The organism is Pseudomonas sp. LBUM1662 (genome assembly GCF_059695915.1).
Window position 1 is genome coordinate 2,508,299 of sequence record NZ_CP166793.1, and the last position, 15,416, is coordinate 2,523,714.

Here is a 15,416-nt window from a genome sequence, read left to right on the forward strand (position 1 = left end):
CAGGGGGATAAAGAATCAGTGAGGTTTCATAAGCAGTGATGGACCTGTTTCGCAGTGCCCCGATAGCTCAACCTTTGGCCGCACGCCTGCGCGCTGCCAATCTGGACGAGTACGTCGGTCAGGAACATCTGCTCGCTCGCGGCAAGCCTTTGCGCGAGGCGCTGGAGCAGGGTGCCCTGCACTCGATGATCTTCTGGGGCCCGCCGGGTGTGGGCAAGACCACCCTGGCGCGGTTGCTCGCGGAAGTCTCGGATGCGCACTTCGAAACGGTCTCGGCGGTACTGGCCGGCGTGAAGGAAATCCGTCAGGCGGTGGAAATCGCCAAGCAGCAGGCCGGCCAGTACGGCAAGCGCACCATCCTGTTCGTCGATGAAGTGCATCGCTTCAACAAGTCGCAGCAGGACGCATTCCTGCCGTACGTTGAAGACGGCACGCTGATTTTCATCGGCGCGACCACGGAAAATCCCTCCTTCGAACTCAACAACGCCTTGCTCTCGCGGGCGCGTGTCTACGTGCTCAAGAGTCTCGACGAAGCGGCCCTGCGCAAACTGGTGCATCGCGCGCTGACCGAAGAGCGTGGCTTGGGGAAACGGCAACTGACCCTCAGCGATGAAGGCTTCCAGATGCTGTTGTCCGCTGCGGATGGCGATGGCCGGCGTCTGCTCAACCTGTTGGAAAACGCTTCCGACCTGGCCGAAGACAACAGTGAGATCGGCATCGATCTGCTGCAAAGTCTGCTCGGCGATACTCGTCGGCGTTTCGACAAGGGCGGCGAAGCGTTTTACGACCAGATTTCCGCGCTGCATAAATCGGTGCGCGGCTCCAATCCAGACGGCGCGCTGTACTGGTTCGCGCGGATGATCGACGGCGGTTGCGATCCGCTGTACCTGGCCCGGCGCGTGGTGCGCATGGCCAGCGAAGACATCGGCAACGCCGACCCGCGTGCCCTGAGCCTGTGCCTGGCGGCGTGGGAAGTGCAGGAGCGCCTCGGCAGCCCTGAAGGCGAATTGGCGGTGGCCCAGGCCATCACCTATCTGGCTTGCGCGCCGAAAAGCAACGCGGTGTACATGGGCTTCAAAGCCGCGATGCGCAGCGCCACCGAACACGGTTCGCTGGAGGTGCCGTTGCACCTGCGCAATGCGCCGACCAAGCTGATGAAGCAATTGGGTTACGGCGATGAATACCGTTACGCCCACGATGAGCCGGATGCATACGCTGCCGGCGAAGACTATTTCCCGGAAGAACTCGAGCCACAGCCGTTCTATCAGCCGGTGCCCCGTGGCCTGGAGCTGAAGATCGGCGAAAAGCTCAATCATCTCGCACAACTTGACCGTCTAAGCCCCCGGCAGCGGAGAAAATAGTGATTCCTCTGGTCATTGCGGTATCTATCGGCGGTGTCGCCGGAACACTGTTGCGCTTTGCCGCCGGTAATTGGGTCAACGCTAATTGGCCGCGGCACTTCTATACCGCGACGCTGGCCGTTAATATCGTCGGCTGTTTGCTGATCGGCGTTCTATACGGTCTGTTTTTGATACGCCCGGAGGTGCCGATCGAGGTGCGCGCCGGGTTGATGGTCGGCTTCCTCGGGGGGCTGACGACTTTTTCATCCTTTTCACTGGATACGGTGCGCCTGCTGGAAACCGGGCAGATGCCGCTAGCCCTGGGCTATGCTGCCATCAGCGTATTCGGAGGGCTGCTCGCGACCTGGGCTGGCCTGTCCTTGACCAAACTTTGATAACGAGAGACCGACATGCTCGATTCCAAACTGTTACGTAGCAACCTTCAGGACGTAGCGGACCGCCTGGCATCCCGTGGCTACACGCTGGATGTTGCGCGCATCGAAGCGCTGGAAGAACAGCGCAAGACCGTCCAGACCCGCACCGAAGCACTGCAGGCTGAACGTAATGCGCGCTCCAAATCCATCGGCCAGGCCAAGCAGCGTGGCGAAGACATCGCGCCGCTGATGGCTGACGTCGAGCGCATGGCGAACGAGTTGAGCGCCGGTAAAGTCGAGCTGGACGCGATCCAGACCGATCTGGATTCGATCCTGCTGGGTATCCCGAACCTGCCGCACGAATCCGTGCCGATCGGTGATGACGAAGACGGCAACGTCGAAGTGCGCCGCTGGGGTACCCCGACCGCTTTCGATTTCCCGGTTCAGGATCACGTGGCCCTGGGCGAGAAGTTCGGCTGGCTGGACTTCGAAACCGCCGCCAAGCTGTCCGGCGCGCGTTTTGCTCTGTTGCGCGGCCCGATCGCCCGTATGCACCGCGCCCTGGCGCAGTTCATGATCAACCTGCACACCAGCGAACACGGTTACGAAGAGGCTTACACGCCGTATCTGGTCCAGGCGCCTGCGCTGCAAGGCACCGGTCAGCTGCCGAAGTTCGAAGAAGACCTGTTCAAGATCAGCCGCGAAGGCGAAGCCGATCTGTACCTGATCCCGACCGCTGAAGTGTCGCTGACCAACATCGTGGCCGGCGAGATCGTCGATTCGAAACTGCTGCCGATCAAGTTCGTCGCCCACACCCCGTGCTTCCGCAGTGAAGCCGGTGCCTCGGGTCGCGATACCCGCGGCATGATCCGCCAGCACCAGTTCGACAAGGTCGAAATGGTCCAGATCGTTGAGCCGTCGACCTCGATGGACGCGCTGGAAGGCCTGACCGCCAACGCCGAGAAAGTCCTGCAACTGCTGGAACTGCCTTATCGCACGATTGCACTGTGCACCGGCGACATGGGCTTCAGCGCGGTCAAGACCTACGATCTGGAAGTGTGGATCCCGAGCCAGGACAAGTACCGCGAGATTTCGTCGTGCTCCAACTGCGGCGACTTCCAGGCCCGTCGCATGCAAGCGCGTTTCCGCAACCCGGAAACCGGCAAGCCTGAACTGGTTCACACCCTCAATGGTTCCGGCCTGGCGGTCGGTCGTACGCTGGTGGCGGTGCTGGAAAACTACCAGCAGGCCGACGGTTCGATCCGTGTGCCAGACGTGCTGAAACCGTACATGGGTGGCCTTGAGGTCATCGGCTAAATGGACTATCTGCCGCTGTTTCATAACCTTCGCGGCAGTCGTGTGTTGGTCGTCGGCGGGGGGGAGATTGCCTTGCGCAAATCCCGCCTGCTGGCCGAAGCCGGTGCGCTGCTGCGGGTGGTTGCACCTGAAATCGAACCGCAGCTGCGCGAATTGGTTGTCGGCAGCGGTGGCGAGTGTCTGGTGCGTGGCTACGTCGAAGCGGACCTGGACGGTTGCGGGCTGATCATCGCCGCCACCGACGACGAACCGCTGAACGCGCAAGTTTCCGCCGACGCCCATCGGCGTTGCGTGCCGGTCAATGTGGTGGATGCGCCAGCCTTGTGCAGCGTGATCTTCCCGGCGATCGTCGACCGTTCTCCCTTGATTATTGCGGTGTCCAGCGGCGGCGATGCGCCGGTGCTGGCGCGGCTGATCCGCGCCAAGCTGGAAACCTGGATTCCTTCCACCTACGGTCAACTGGCCGGTCTGGCGGCGCGTTTTCGCAGCCAGGTCAAACGCCTGTTTCCGGATGTGCAGCAGCGTCGGGCGTTCTGGGAAGATGTATTCCAGGGCCCGATTGCCGACCGGCAACTGGCCGGGCAGGGCGCCGAAGCCGAGCGCTTGATGCTGGCGAAAATCAACGGTGAAGCGCCTGTCGCCACCGGAGAAGTCTATTTGGTAGGCGCAGGGCCGGGTGATCCCGACTTGCTGACCTTCCGCGCCTTGCGCCTGATGCAGCAAGCCGATGTGGTGCTGTATGACCGTCTGGTCGCCCCGGCGATTCTGGATTTGTGCCGTCGCGATGCCGAGCGGGTTTATGTCGGCAAGCGTCGCGCCGATCACGCCGTGCCGCAGGATCAGATCAATCAGCAATTGGTGGATCTGGCCAAGCAGGGCAAGCGGGTCGTGCGATTGAAGGGCGGTGATCCGTTCATCTTCGGTCGCGGTGGTGAAGAGATCGAAGAACTGGCGGCCCATGGCATCCCGTTCCAGGTCGTGCCAGGCATCACGGCCGCCAGCGGTTGCGCGGCGTACGCCGGGATTCCGTTGACCCACCGTGATTACGCGCAGTCGGTGCGATTTGTCACCGGGCATTTGAAGGACGGTTCCACCGATTTGCCGTGGGCCGACCTGGTCGCGCCGGCGCAAACCCTGGTGTTTTACATGGGGTTGGTGGGCTTGCCGATCATCTGCGAGCAGTTGATCAAGCACGGTCGCGGGGCGGACACCCCGGCGGCGTTGATTCAGCAGGGCACCACGGTTAATCAGCGGGTGTTTACTGGCACGCTGGCTGATCTTCCTCGACTGGTGGCGGAGCATGAAGTGCATGCGCCGACGTTGGTGATCGTTGGGGAAGTGGTGCAGTTGCGCGAGAAACTGGCGTGGTTTGAAGGGGCTCAGGCGCAGGTCTAGAGACCGAGTCGACCCCTTCGCGGGCAAGCCTCGCTCCTACAGGTTATGTGTTCACACAACACGCAATCTGTAGGAGCGAGGCTTGCCCGCGAAGAGGCCCTCAAAATCGATATAGGGCTCAAATCAGGCGTTGTTCTTACGCCAAACCCCTTTCCCACTCAACCGCGCCCGATCATGCGGTGCCGTGAAATCCTGCGCCGGCCCTTTCGGCACAACCCCCGTCGGGTTGATGGTCTTGTGGCTGCCGTAGTAGTGATTTTTGATGTGCTGAAAATCCACCGTCTCGGCAATCCCTGGCCATTGATAAATCTCCCGCAGCCAGTTCGACAGATTTGGATAATCGGCGATCCGCCGCAGGTTGCACTTGAAGTGGCCGTGATACACCGCATCAAAGCGAATCAGCGTGGTGAACAGGCGAATATCAGCTTCGGTCAGGTACTCGCCGGCCAGGTACCGATTGGCGCCCAACAGCAGCTCCAGTCGATCCAGTTCGGCAAACACATCATCGAACGCTTCTTCATACGCCTGCTGTGACGTGGCAAACCCGGCGCGATAAACGCCGTTGTTCACGGCCGGGTAAATCCGCTCGTTCAACGCATCGATCTCACCGCGCAGGGGCGCCGGGTAGAAATCCAGATCATTACCGGTCAGGTCGTCAAAGGCGCTATTGAACATGCGGATGATCTCCGCCGATTCATTGTTGACGATGCGATTCTGCTGTTTGTCCCAGAGTACCGGCACGGTGACACGGCCGGTGTAGTCGGCGGTATCGGCGGTGTAACGCTGGTGCATGAAATCGAAATGATCGAGCTTGTCGCCGGTCGATCCGAGGTTCTGGTCGAAGGTCCAGCCGTTTTCCAGCATCAGCCAACTGACCACCGAGACGTCAATCAGGCTTTCGAGGCCTTTGAGTTTGCGCAGGATCAGCGTGCGATGCGCCCACGGACAGGCGAGGGACACATAGAGATGATAGCGACCGGCCTCGGCCGCAAAACCACCGACACCCGTGGGGCCGGGTTTGCCGTCGGCGGTCAGCCAGTGGCGACGTTGCGCCTGTTCACGCTGGAACGCGCCGTCTTTGCTGCTTTCGTACCACTGGTCATGCCAGCGACCTTCAACTAACAAACCCATGTTCAAGACTCCTCAACCGATAAGCGTTGGAGAGGAGTCTATTCGCATAGGTTCGATAAAATAGCGCAAAGGTTCGGGGGTTATGATCGGTTAAATCGATCTGTCCCGGGCATCCCAATATTGCTGGGCAGTTTCGAAGGCTTTTTCGCGGGACTGACCTAGGCCACGCAACGCGAGGGCCATGGTCGAGATCAAGGCCATTTGCGGGTAGCTGTCGACCACATCACCGCGCCAGACCGCTTTCAAGTGTTCAGGATCGAGCGAGGCGGGTTTGACGTGGCGCTGGCTCGACAACTGCGGCCATTCCTCATCCCAGCTTTCGCCGCCGGTCGTGCCGTACAAGTGGCTGTCGGCGTCCGGGTTGATCTCGATTTCGCCGCCATCGCCCTTGACCACAATCGCGGTGTCGCCGAGCAAGCCGCTGGCGTCGCGATGCACCGCCTGGTAGCCGGGGTGGAAAATGCTTTGCAGGCCACAGCGAGCGCCCAGCGGATTGAGGATGCGGGTGAGGGAATGGATCGGCGAGCGCAGGCCCAAGGTGTTGCGCAGGTCGATCATGCGCTGAAGTTGCGGCGCCCAATCCACCAGCGGCATGAACGCCAGGCCACCGTTATCGAGTGCCGTGCCGACCTGCTGCCAGTCGCGGCACAGCGGTATGTTCAACCCGTCCAGCAATTGCTCGCTGTACAGCCGACCTGCCGTGTGCGCGCCGCCGCCGTGCATGAAGATGCGCACACCGTTCTGCGCCAGGCACTTGGCCGCCAGCAAGTACCACGGCAGATGACGCTTCTTGCCGGCATACGTCGGCCAGTCCAGATCCACCGCCATCGCGGGCGGATTAAGACGCTCGCGCAAGGCTTCGGTGAAACCGGCCATTTCCTCGGCGCTTTCTTCCTTGTGCCGCAACAGCATCAGGAAGGCGCCGAGCTGGGTGTCCTCGACCGTGTCGTCGAGCACCATGCCCATGGCTTCCCGCGCTTCGGCCCGAGTCAGGTCACGGGCGCCACGCTTGCCTTTGCCGAGGATGCGCACGAACTGGGCGAACGGGTGTTCGGCGGGCGTTTCGAGGGTCAACGCTGGAAAGTCGGTCATAAGCAATTCGTCGGTTTGGGCAGGCCCGCCAGTTTCGCGGCGAGTTTGGCAGGGGTGCCTTTGAACAGTTTATTCAGGTGCAGGCTGTTGCCTTTTTCCGGGCCGAGCTTCAACGCGGTGTACTTGATCAGCGGGCGGGTGGCCGGGGACAGCTGGAATTCTGCGTAGAAGCTGCGCAGCAATTCGAGGACTTCCCAGTGGTCGGGACTCAGCTCAATGTCTTCGGCGGCGGCAAGCGCAGTGGCAACCTCATTCGACCAGTCACTCAGTTCGACCAGGAAGCCGTCCTTGTCCAATTCGATGGCGCGTGCGCCGACGGTCAGGGAATTCATAGCCAACTGTTGACCTTGTCGTACTGAATCGACAGCTCGACGAAGGCTGGGTAATCGATGGCCTTGGCGACGTCAGAAACCTCCAGCGCGCGAGCCTGGGCGTCTTCGGCCAGTACGAACAGTTTCAACGGGCGAGCCTTCAGCGCGTTGAACGGCGCGGTGCCCGGCTGCAACGCATACACGGCGTCGCCTGTCAGCAGCAGCGCATCGTTCGTGCCGATCACGCGCAGGCAACTGGTCAGGCGGTCATCGCCGAACGGGGAATGAGACAACACATGCAAAGTCGACATCAGAGGGTGATCACCTGGTCGTAACGGTCAATGAGTGCAGTGATTTCCTGGGCGGCCAGCACCTGGGCTTCTTCAAGCGAGCGACCGTTGAGGTCCAGACCCCGTTCGGCAGCGCTTTCGCCACAGACGAACAGATCTTCAACACCGAACATCGGCAGCGCTTGCAGGTTGGCGCTCAGGTCTTTCTGTTGCAGCGCCCTGGCGTCCTGTTTCGCGGCGAGCTGGAATACGCCGTCATCGAGAAACAGCAAACCGATCGGCAGGTCGAACGCGCCACCGGCCAACACGATGTCCAGCGCTTCCCGAGCGCTCGGCCCGGACCACGGGGCCTGACGGCTGATGATCAATAGGGATTTAGCCATCTCACGCGCCTCCGAAACAGATCAGGCGGTCAGCGTCTTGCACCGCGTCATGCAACTGGCCGAGGCCGGACAATTCCCACGGCGCGCCCACGGAAGCGGCGTCACGCTGATAGCGCCCGGCTTCCTCTGCGTTCAACACGCCACGGCGCAGAGCGGCGGCGATGCACACGACGCCGTCCAGCTGATGCTCGGTGACAAAGTTGCGCCATTGTTTGGGCAGGTCCAGCTCATCCTGCGGGGTGACCACGCTACCGGACGCGTTGTAGACACCGTCCTGATAGAAAAACAGTCGGACAATCTCATGCCCGCCGGCCAGCGCAGCCTGGGCAAACAGCAAGGCACGGCGCGAGGAGGGCGCATGGGCGGCGGAAAACAGCGCGATGGCGAACTTCATGACGGACTCGATCAGCAAAACTGTGGCCATGATAAAGCTTTATCGGCGGGGCGGCGAAGGGGGTTTTTCCGGACACCGAGTCGCCCCCTTCGCGAGCAAGCCCGCTCCCACAAGGGATTTGCGTCGTACAGAACATTGAAATCCACCACAGAACCCTGTGGGAGCGGGCTTGCTCGCGAAAGCGGACTACCGGGCAACTGAAATGTTGGATCTAACGCGGCATATAACCCAACTGCCAACGCCGCGGAATCTTCAGCGACAGCAACCCGATCGCCCCGGCCAGCAACCCGCTGACAAACAACGCCTTGAGCCCAAGGTGATGTTCCAGCACCGCGCCCAGTACCGCACCGGCAAACATCCCGGTCCAGGGAATCAACTGAACCCGCCAGCCATTGCGCCGCTCACCGAGCATCCACCGCCCCAGCCCACGGCCAAAGCGCGACAGGGCGCCGGTGACGTAGGTGAGGCCAACCGGCAGGCCATTCACTTCTTCCACGGCCGCATTGAGCATGCCCATGGCGATGATTGCCGCCAGCAGCGCGGGCAATTGGTCGTCATAAGGCCAGGCTGCGGCGCCGCAGAGCAGCATCGCGATGCACAGCAGCAAGGGCAGCGCCCGGCGGCCACCGAGGCGGCTGACGACAATGCCCAAGGCATTACCGACGATGAACGTGGCGACGAGAATCAACAGGCGCAGTGTCAGCCCGAGATCGCCGTCGCTGATGGCCACGGCAAGGCGGGTGGTGTTGCCGCTCATGAAAGAAACAAAATCGCCGCTGGCCATGAAGCCAATGGCGTCGGTCATGCCGGCAAGCACCGAGAGGGCGGCTACCAGCGACATGCCGACGCGTCCGCGCCATTTCTGGATATGCAGGTGGCCCGGACTGGCGCGAGAAGTCGAGAGGGATGGCAACATCGGCGAAAGTCGTCCTCAGGCAGCGACCGTCACGGTCACTTGGTCAAACCATATAACTCGCAATACTCCAGCCAGTCCATCCCGGCCATCTCGGCCACTTCCTTGTGCACTTCCAGGCGTTGAGCCTGATAGTCCTCGGCCGTCGCGGCGGTCAGTTGCAGTGTCAGCTCCCAGGCAAACAGACCCAGGCGCTCGGCTTCGGCTTCGAAGGCCTCATGCAAGCGCTCCTCGCGATACTGCGCTGCGGTCTCGCCCTTGGCCTGAGCCAACAGCGGGTTGAGGTTGTCGAGTTCATTGCGCAGTTCAGGGCGCTCATCGAGAAACTTCTTCAGCGCCTGTTCGTGTTGCTGTTCGGTTGCCGCCATGGTCGCTCCTTGAGGCTGGGGTTACGAAGTTTGCTTCTTGCTGGCCTTGGCCGCAGCGGCCAGGCACTCGAGGGCAAACTGCTCGGGGTAGGTCATCTGGATCGGCGTGGTTTCGCCTTTGACGGTGCGTTCGCCGTCGAGGATGTAACGGATTCGTTTGTCGGTGACGCCAATTCGCTTGGCGATCCAGGACGGCGTCTGACCGATCTGGCTGATCAGCTTGTCCGCGTATTCGGCGGTCGGTTTGTAAAACTCGGCGTTGGGGGTCATGGCCTTTCCAGAAAAATGAGCCCGAAAAAATGGGCGATGCGACGTTAATGGCGCGACAGGGTGCGCGAATCGTCACTCGGTGTCGCGGTATAAATGAAGTAAAGCAGAACGATACGCCGTGCCACGGTGATACAGTCCGCTTTTTCTTGATGAGCGAACACAATGCGAATTCTGATGGTGGCGCTGGCCGCAACGTTGCTGGCGGGATGCGCCGGCTCGGTGATGAACGATGCCCGCACCAAAGCCCCGTACAAAACCCTGAACTCGGACAAACCGGAAAAAGTCGTCGCCCAGTGCGTGCAGTTTTCCTGGCAGGACGAAGCGGTGTTCGGCGTCGATGCCGGCGCGTATTTGCAGCCGGGTGAGAAGGGTGGGTCCACTGTCTACACGCGTTCGGCGGAGTCCTTTGTCGACGTGACCACTGATGCTTCCGGTACCGTGTTGAGTTACTACGCGCAGCAGGACGACTTTGTGGCCAAGCGCCGCCTGGCGGCGCTCGCGACCTGCCTCTGATCTGAAGGCTGACGCAATACCCCCTGTGGGAGCGGGCTTGCTCGCGAAGAGGCCGTGTCAGTCGACATCAATGGTGTCTGACACACCGCATTCGCGAGCAAGCCCGCTCCCACAGGGGTTTGGTGTGGATCATATGAGCAGTTTTAGACGTCGTTGATCAGGCGCTTCTGGAAAAAGAGGCGCTTATGCCCCGGCGGATAGTCGGCAATCTGCCCCAACTCGCTATAACCCAGTTTTTTGTAGAAATCCGGCGCCTGGAAGTCGAAGGTATCGAGCCATACCCCGACGCATTCCTTTTCCCGTGCCAAGTCTTCGGCCATCTGCATCAGCTTAGAGCCCAGGCCTTTTCCCCGGGCCTGTTCAGGCACCGAGAGCAAGTCGATAAACATCCATTGGTAAAACACTCGACCGTAGAGCCCGCCGAGGATCTCGCCGTTGTCGTCACGCACCAGCAAGGCAAATGTCTCCTGCGTCGAGACACCGGCCTTTGAGGCGTTATAGGCACGCAAGGGCAGCAGGATTGCTTGCCGTTCTTCATCCGTGGGGTTCAGCGACTGTTCAATACGCAGGGTCATCCGCTACATCCTTATGGCTTTGGAAAAAACAGGCCCAAGCCTATCGCGCCAAGCAGCCGCAGTTCCAGCGCTTCAGGTGGAACCCTCGCTCGCGCCCGGATGTCTAGCCTAAACAGCGTCATTCCAGAACGCGGCCAATGAGGATCACCCCGTGAATATTTTTGAAGCCCTGCGTGAAAGTCACGACCGCCAGCGCACCTATGCCGACGCACTGATCAAGACCAGCGGCGACACCCCGGAGCGGGTCGAGGCTTACAAACAGCTCAAGTCCGAACTACAGGCCCACGAAACCGCCGAAGAACGCCACTTCTATATCCCGCTGATGGAGTTCGACAATGGCGTCGATCTCAGCCGCCACGCCATCTCCGAACACCACGAGATGGACGAGATGATGGAAGAACTGGATGAGACGGACATGTCCAGCCCGGCCTGGCTGGCGACCGCCAAGAAGCTGTCCGAGAAGGTCCATCACCACTTGAAGGAGGAAGAGCAGAAGTTCTTCCAGATGGCCGGCAAGCTGCTCGACGACAAGCAAAAAGAGACCCTGGCCGGACAATACGAAAAGGAATACAAGGCGCAGCTTTCCTAGGCTGGGCAATGTCCCCGATTGCTGGCTAGCGGTGTAATCCTTCTACGACAAGGGGCGTAGGACTTGGCTCAATACACTGGTTATATATCCAGTATTATCGGGCTATTGGCCGGTCAGCGTCTCCCGAAGCAGTCATCGGGTCGATGGACAAAAAAACCAGCTCCGTTAGGTTGGAGGCCTCTCCTCAGGAAGGAGAGTTCTTAAATCAACGGAGTGATAAAAATGAACCAGCCTCAGACTCAACCCCAACTTCGACACGGTCGTGTCACGTCCCCCTCCAGCCGCGGTGCGGTCGCCGTCGAGCTGGGGCTGCTGGGTAACTGGCAAGTCAACGAAATGGAAGGCGGCAAGAACTTCCCGTCGCTGACGGCGGGGCCATTTGCGGCGCCGTATCAAACCGACAGCGACAGTGTCACGCCACCCGCCGATGGCAACATCCTCAGCGGTGGCAAGACGGATGCCCGTGACTGCATCAACTTCACCAACGAAGAAATGAGCCTCAAGCTCGGCCGACCATTCACCTGGCCTTTGCTGAATGTCGATCCGGGCCAGACCTTCAAGGTCACCTGGGAATACACCGCGCCCCACGTGACCCGCGGCTACAGCTGGTTCATCACCAAGGATGGCTGGAACCCGAAACAGCGCATCAACCGTGCGCAACTGGAGCCGAAATCGTTCTTTGACGACTTCTACACCCAGGTGCCGTACTACAGCCATTCCGCTGAGATGAAGGCCAAGGTCAACCACGAAGTGAAATTGCCGGGCAACAAAAAAGGCCATCACGTCATCGTGCTGATGTGGATCGTGGCCAACACCGGCAACGCCTTCTACCAAGCGTTCGACGTGGACTTCAAGTAATCCCGCAGCGTTAATCCCCCACACGGGAGTTCAGCCGTCGTTATGGGCCGTTGATCAATGGCAAACAGCTCGCTTCCCACGAAGAAGAGCGCGCGGTGCCTGACGTCGCCAGCCAGCAGTAAAAAAGACGCCCGGCAGAGATGCCGGGCTTTTTGGTTTTCGCCTACCATGGGGATCTTCTGACGAAAAAAGGATGCGTTGTGATGGCGAACACAGCCGAAAGGGTCAACATCATTGAATCCCAGGTGTTGTCCCACGACTGGTACCTGCTGAAGAAAATCACCTTCGACTACCTGCGTAATAACGGCGACTGGCAGCGCCAGACTCGCGAGGTGTACGACCGTGGCAATGGCGTGGCGATTCTGTTGTTCAATCGCGAGAAAAGGACCGTCGTCCTGACGCGTCAGTTTCGGTTGCCGGTGTTCGTCAACGGCCACGATGGTTTGCTGATTGAAGTGGCGGCGGGGCTGCTCGAAGGTGCGGCACCTGAAGAACGCATCCGCGCCGAAGCCGAAGAGGAAACCGGCTATCGCGTTCACCACGTGCAAAAGGTCTTCGAGGCCTACATGAGCCCAGGCTCGGTGACCGAAAAACTGCACTTCTTCATCGCCGAATATGACGCCGCGTCGAAAGTCAGCGAGGGTGGCGGGCTGGAAGAAGAGACTGAAGAACTCGAAGTGCTGGAGTGGACATTCGACGAGGCGCTTGAGGCGTTTTATCGCGGGGAGATCTGCGACGCGAAGACCATCATGTTGTTGCAGTATGCGGCGATGAAAAATATCTTCATCTGAACAACGCGTGCCCTGTAGCAGCTGCCTCGCGGGGCTCGACAGCTGCTACAGGTGTTTTGGTCAGTCAGAATAGCTCGCCCGTTCGACTGGCCCCGGACCACTCGCACCCCTCCAGCGTCAACAACCGCTCCTTCGCCTCAAGCCCACCCGCAAACCCTGTCAACTTCCCCGACGCCCCAATCACCCGATGACACGGCGCGACAATCGAGATCGGGTTCTTGCCATTCGCCGCGCCCACCGCCCGGACCGCACTCGGATTGCCAATCTGCTCGGCGATTTCGCTGTAACTGCGCGTCTCGCCAAACGGAATGGTCAGCAGCGCCTGCCACACCTTTTTCTGAAAATCCGTCCCGGCAAAATCAAGCTCCAGCTCGAAGCGATTCCGCGTGCCGGCGAAGTATTCCTGCAACTGTTTCACGGCGCGCACGAGGATCGGGTTGTCCGCCGCTTCAGTCATCGGCCCGAGCCGTACGCGGTTCGGTTTGTCGTTTTCCCAGAGGATGGCTGCCAGTCTTGAATCTTTTGCGACCAGCTTCAGCTCGCCGACCGGAGACGCCAGGGTGGTGAAGGTGTAGGTCATGCCGGCGAACTCCGCGCAAGGGCTGAACAGAGGCCAAGCATACTGTCTCGACGAGGAGGCGCAATACGTAATCCCAGCCATACTTGCCTCTGCTTTGAAACGTTTCCTCCGTTTTTAAACAGAGCCTAAAAACAAAAAGAGACCGACTCATGAAGTTCGAACCTTTTGCCAAATCGCTGATTGCGACCTCCTTGGCGCTCAGCTGCCTCAGTGCATACGCGGCCTCGGTAGCCCCGGTTGCGGCCGAAAACGGCATGGTCGTCACGGCCCAGCATCTGGCCTCCCATGTGGGCGTCGACGTACTCAAGAACGGCGGCAACGCCGTCGATGCCGCGGTCGCGGTGGGTTATGCGCTGGCGGTGGTCTATCCCGCGGCGGGTAACCTGGGTGGTGGCGGTTTCATGACCGTTCAACTGGCGGACGGGCGCAAGACGTTCCTTGATTTCCGCGAAAAAGCGCCCTTGGCCGCCACGGCCAACATGTACCTCGATAAAGAGGGCAATGTCGTGCCGGACCTGAGTACCCGTGGCCACCTGGCCGTTGGCGTGCCAGGCACCGTGTCCGGCATGGAACTGGCGCTGAAGAAATACGGCACCAAACCCCGCAAGGAAGTGATCGCCCCGGCGATCAAGCTCGCCGAAGACGGATTCGTGCTGGAACAGGGCGATGTCGAATTGCTGGAATACGCCACCGACGTGTTCAAGAAGGACATCAAGGATTCCGGTGCGATCTTCCTGAGCAATGGCGAGCCGATGCAAGTCGGGCAAAAACTGGTGCAGAAGGATCTGGCGAAAACCCTGCGGGAAATTTCCGAGAAGGGTGAAGACGGTTTCTACAAAGGCTGGGTGGCCGACGCCATTGTCACCTCCAGCCAGGCCAACAAGGGCATCATCACCCAGGCCGACCTCGACAAATACAAGACCCGCGAACTGGCACCCATCGAGTGCGACTACCGGGGTTATCACGTGGTCTCGGCACCGCCGCCAAGCTCCGGTGGCGTGGTGATCTGCGAGATCATGAACATACTCGACGGCTACCCGATGAAAGACCTGGGCTACCGCTCGGCCCAGGGCATGCATTACCAGATCGAAGCGATGCGCCACGCGTACGTGGACCGCAACAGCTACCTCGGCGACCCGGACTTCGTGAAAAATCCGATCGCGCACCTGCTGGACAAGAACTACGCGACCAAAATTCGCGCCGCGATTGATCCGAAAAAGGCCGCCGTATCCAGCGAACTCAAACCCGGTGTAGCCCCCCATGAAGGCAGCAACACCACGCATTACTCCATCGTCGACAAATGGGGCAACGCGGTATCGGTAACCTACACCCTCAACGACTGGTTCGGCGCCGGGGTGATGGCCAGCAAAACCGGGGTCATCCTCAACGACGAAATGGACGACTTCACCTCGAAAATCGGCGTGCCCAACATGTACGGCCTGGTGCAAGGCGAAGCCAACGCCATCGCGCCCGGCAAGGCACCGCTGTCGTCCATGAGCCCGACCATCGTCACCAAGGACGGCAAGGTTGTGATGGTCGTCGGCACCCCCGGCGGCAGTCGCATTATCACCGCCACCTTGCTGACCATCCTCAACGTGATCGACTACGGCATGAACATCCAGGAAGCGGTCGATGCACCGCGTTTCCACCAGCAATGGCTGCCGGAAGAGACCAACCTGGAGACCTTCACCACCAGTCCGGACACGGTGAAGATGCTCGAAAGCTGGGGGCACAAGTTTGCCGGGCCGCAGGATGCCAACCATGTGGCGGCGATCCTGGTGGGCGCGCCTTCGCTGGAAGGCAAACCGGTGGGCAAGAATCGCTTCTATGGGGCCAATGACCCGCGCAGGAATACCGGTCTATCGCTCGGTTATTAAGGGTTGTTTTTCAAAGGGGACAGATCTATTTTCTGTCCCCTGATCCACCGACCTC

20 protein-coding genes are annotated in these 15,416 nt (G+C 60.2%); 9 read left to right on the top strand and 11 right to left on the bottom strand.

Features of this window, described 5'->3' with window-relative positions:
* Nucleotides 1–38: 38 nt before the first annotated feature.
* Genes ACA049_RS11325 through cysG form a run of 4 tightly spaced genes read left to right on the top strand, consistent with a single transcriptional unit; the run spans nucleotide 39 to nucleotide 4,426 of the window.
* A complete protein-coding gene (locus ACA049_RS11325; protein ID WP_010458909.1) occupies nucleotides 39–1,361 on the top strand; it encodes a replication-associated recombination protein A in 1,323 nt (440 codons plus the stop codon).
* Complete coding sequence (gene crcB, locus ACA049_RS11330) at nucleotides 1,361–1,735, top strand: fluoride efflux transporter CrcB (RefSeq protein WP_497335413.1); 375 nt, start codon at nucleotides 1,361–1,363, stop codon at nucleotides 1,733–1,735. The genes ACA049_RS11325 and crcB overlap by 1 nt, the downstream gene beginning before the upstream one ends.
* Before the next feature lie 15 nt (nucleotides 1,736–1,750).
* Nucleotides 1,751–3,031: a serine--tRNA ligase gene (serS, locus tag ACA049_RS11335; RefSeq protein ID WP_497335415.1), complete on the top strand. Its 1,281-nt coding sequence runs from the start codon at nucleotides 1,751–1,753 to the stop codon at nucleotides 3,029–3,031.
* On the top strand, nucleotides 3,032–4,426 hold the full coding sequence (gene cysG, locus ACA049_RS11340) for a siroheme synthase CysG (protein WP_497335417.1): 1,395 nt from the start codon (nucleotides 3,032–3,034) through the stop codon (nucleotides 4,424–4,426).
* Between the two features lie 123 nt (nucleotides 4,427–4,549).
* Here the strand turns inward: cysG and ACA049_RS11345 are convergent, their stop codons facing one another.
* From ACA049_RS11345 to ACA049_RS11385, 9 genes are all read right to left on the bottom strand, one after another.
* Entirely contained in the window at nucleotides 4,550–5,557 is a 1,008-nt protein-coding gene (locus tag ACA049_RS11345) for a glutathione S-transferase family protein (protein ID WP_497335419.1), read from the bottom strand.
* Between the two features lie 90 nt (nucleotides 5,558–5,647).
* On the bottom strand, nucleotides 5,648–6,649 hold the full coding sequence (locus tag ACA049_RS11350; protein ID WP_497335421.1) for a glycosyl transferase family protein: 1,002 nt from the start codon (nucleotides 6,647–6,649) through the stop codon (nucleotides 5,648–5,650).
* A complete protein-coding gene (locus tag ACA049_RS11355) occupies nucleotides 6,646–6,981 on the bottom strand; it encodes a TusE/DsrC/DsvC family sulfur relay protein (RefSeq protein WP_497335423.1) in 336 nt (111 codons plus the stop codon). The genes ACA049_RS11350 and ACA049_RS11355 overlap by 4 nt, the downstream gene beginning before the upstream one ends.
* Complete coding sequence (tusB, locus tag ACA049_RS11360; protein ID WP_497335425.1) at nucleotides 6,978–7,271, bottom strand: sulfurtransferase complex subunit TusB; 294 nt, start codon at nucleotides 7,269–7,271, stop codon at nucleotides 6,978–6,980. Before tusB ends, ACA049_RS11355 begins: the two co-directional genes overlap by 4 nt.
* Nucleotides 7,271–7,633, bottom strand: a complete 363-nt coding sequence (gene tusC / locus ACA049_RS11365) for a sulfurtransferase complex subunit TusC (RefSeq protein WP_497335427.1) — start codon at nucleotides 7,631–7,633, stop codon at nucleotides 7,271–7,273. The genes tusB and tusC overlap by 1 nt, the downstream gene beginning before the upstream one ends.
* Before the next feature lies 1 nt (nucleotide 7,634).
* On the bottom strand, nucleotides 7,635–8,027 hold the full coding sequence (tusD, locus tag ACA049_RS11370; protein ID WP_497335429.1) for a sulfurtransferase complex subunit TusD: 393 nt from the start codon (nucleotides 8,025–8,027) through the stop codon (nucleotides 7,635–7,637).
* A 211-nt stretch (nucleotides 8,028–8,238) separates the two neighbouring features.
* Nucleotides 8,239–8,943, bottom strand: a complete 705-nt coding sequence (locus tag ACA049_RS11375; protein ID WP_497335431.1) for a YoaK family protein — start codon at nucleotides 8,941–8,943, stop codon at nucleotides 8,239–8,241.
* Nucleotides 8,944–8,978: 35 nt separating this feature from the next.
* The gene (locus ACA049_RS11380) at nucleotides 8,979–9,308 is read right to left on the bottom strand and encodes a DUF6388 family protein (protein WP_497335433.1); all 330 of its coding nucleotides are present in this window, start codon (nucleotides 9,306–9,308) and stop codon (nucleotides 8,979–8,981) included.
* Between the two features lie 21 nt (nucleotides 9,309–9,329).
* The gene (locus ACA049_RS11385; protein WP_497335435.1) at nucleotides 9,330–9,578 is read right to left on the bottom strand and encodes a hypothetical protein; all 249 of its coding nucleotides are present in this window, start codon (nucleotides 9,576–9,578) and stop codon (nucleotides 9,330–9,332) included.
* 162 nt (nucleotides 9,579–9,740) lie between these two features.
* Between ACA049_RS11385 and ACA049_RS11390 the strand changes: the two genes are divergently transcribed.
* Nucleotides 9,741–10,091, top strand: a complete 351-nt coding sequence (locus tag ACA049_RS11390) for a hypothetical protein (RefSeq protein ID WP_109629487.1) — start codon at nucleotides 9,741–9,743, stop codon at nucleotides 10,089–10,091.
* A gap of 143 nt (nucleotides 10,092–10,234) precedes the next feature.
* On the opposite strand, the gene ACA049_RS11395 is transcribed toward ACA049_RS11390, so the two are convergent.
* Nucleotides 10,235–10,666 (bottom strand): GNAT family N-acetyltransferase, encoded by a 432-nt coding sequence (locus ACA049_RS11395; RefSeq protein ID WP_497335437.1) that lies wholly within the window; start codon nucleotides 10,664–10,666, stop codon nucleotides 10,235–10,237.
* 151 nt (nucleotides 10,667–10,817) lie between these two features.
* Here ACA049_RS11395 and ACA049_RS11400 point away from each other — a divergent pair, with 151 nt between their 5' ends.
* From ACA049_RS11400 to ACA049_RS11410, 3 genes are all read left to right on the top strand, one after another.
* Nucleotides 10,818–11,255: a hemerythrin domain-containing protein gene (locus ACA049_RS11400; protein WP_497335439.1), complete on the top strand. Its 438-nt coding sequence runs from the start codon at nucleotides 10,818–10,820 to the stop codon at nucleotides 11,253–11,255.
* A gap of 222 nt (nucleotides 11,256–11,477) precedes the next feature.
* Nucleotides 11,478–12,113 carry a lytic polysaccharide monooxygenase auxiliary activity family 9 protein gene (locus ACA049_RS11405; RefSeq protein ID WP_497335441.1) on the top strand — a complete coding sequence of 212 codons (636 nt, stop codon included), beginning with the start codon at nucleotides 11,478–11,480 and terminating at the stop codon, nucleotides 12,111–12,113.
* 203 nt (nucleotides 12,114–12,316) lie between these two features.
* A complete protein-coding gene (locus ACA049_RS11410; protein ID WP_497317136.1) occupies nucleotides 12,317–12,904 on the top strand; it encodes an NUDIX domain-containing protein in 588 nt (195 codons plus the stop codon).
* A 64-nt stretch (nucleotides 12,905–12,968) separates the two neighbouring features.
* Here ACA049_RS11410 and ACA049_RS11415 read toward each other — a convergent pair whose 3' ends face one another.
* A complete protein-coding gene (locus ACA049_RS11415) occupies nucleotides 12,969–13,484 on the bottom strand; it encodes a methylated-DNA--[protein]-cysteine S-methyltransferase (RefSeq protein WP_497335443.1) in 516 nt (171 codons plus the stop codon).
* A 149-nt stretch (nucleotides 13,485–13,633) separates the two neighbouring features.
* Here ACA049_RS11415 and ggt point away from each other — a divergent pair, with 149 nt between their 5' ends.
* A complete protein-coding gene (gene ggt, locus ACA049_RS11420) occupies nucleotides 13,634–15,361 on the top strand; it encodes a gamma-glutamyltransferase (RefSeq protein ID WP_497335444.1) in 1,728 nt (575 codons plus the stop codon).
* The last annotated feature ends 55 nt before the right edge of the window (nucleotides 15,362–15,416 follow it).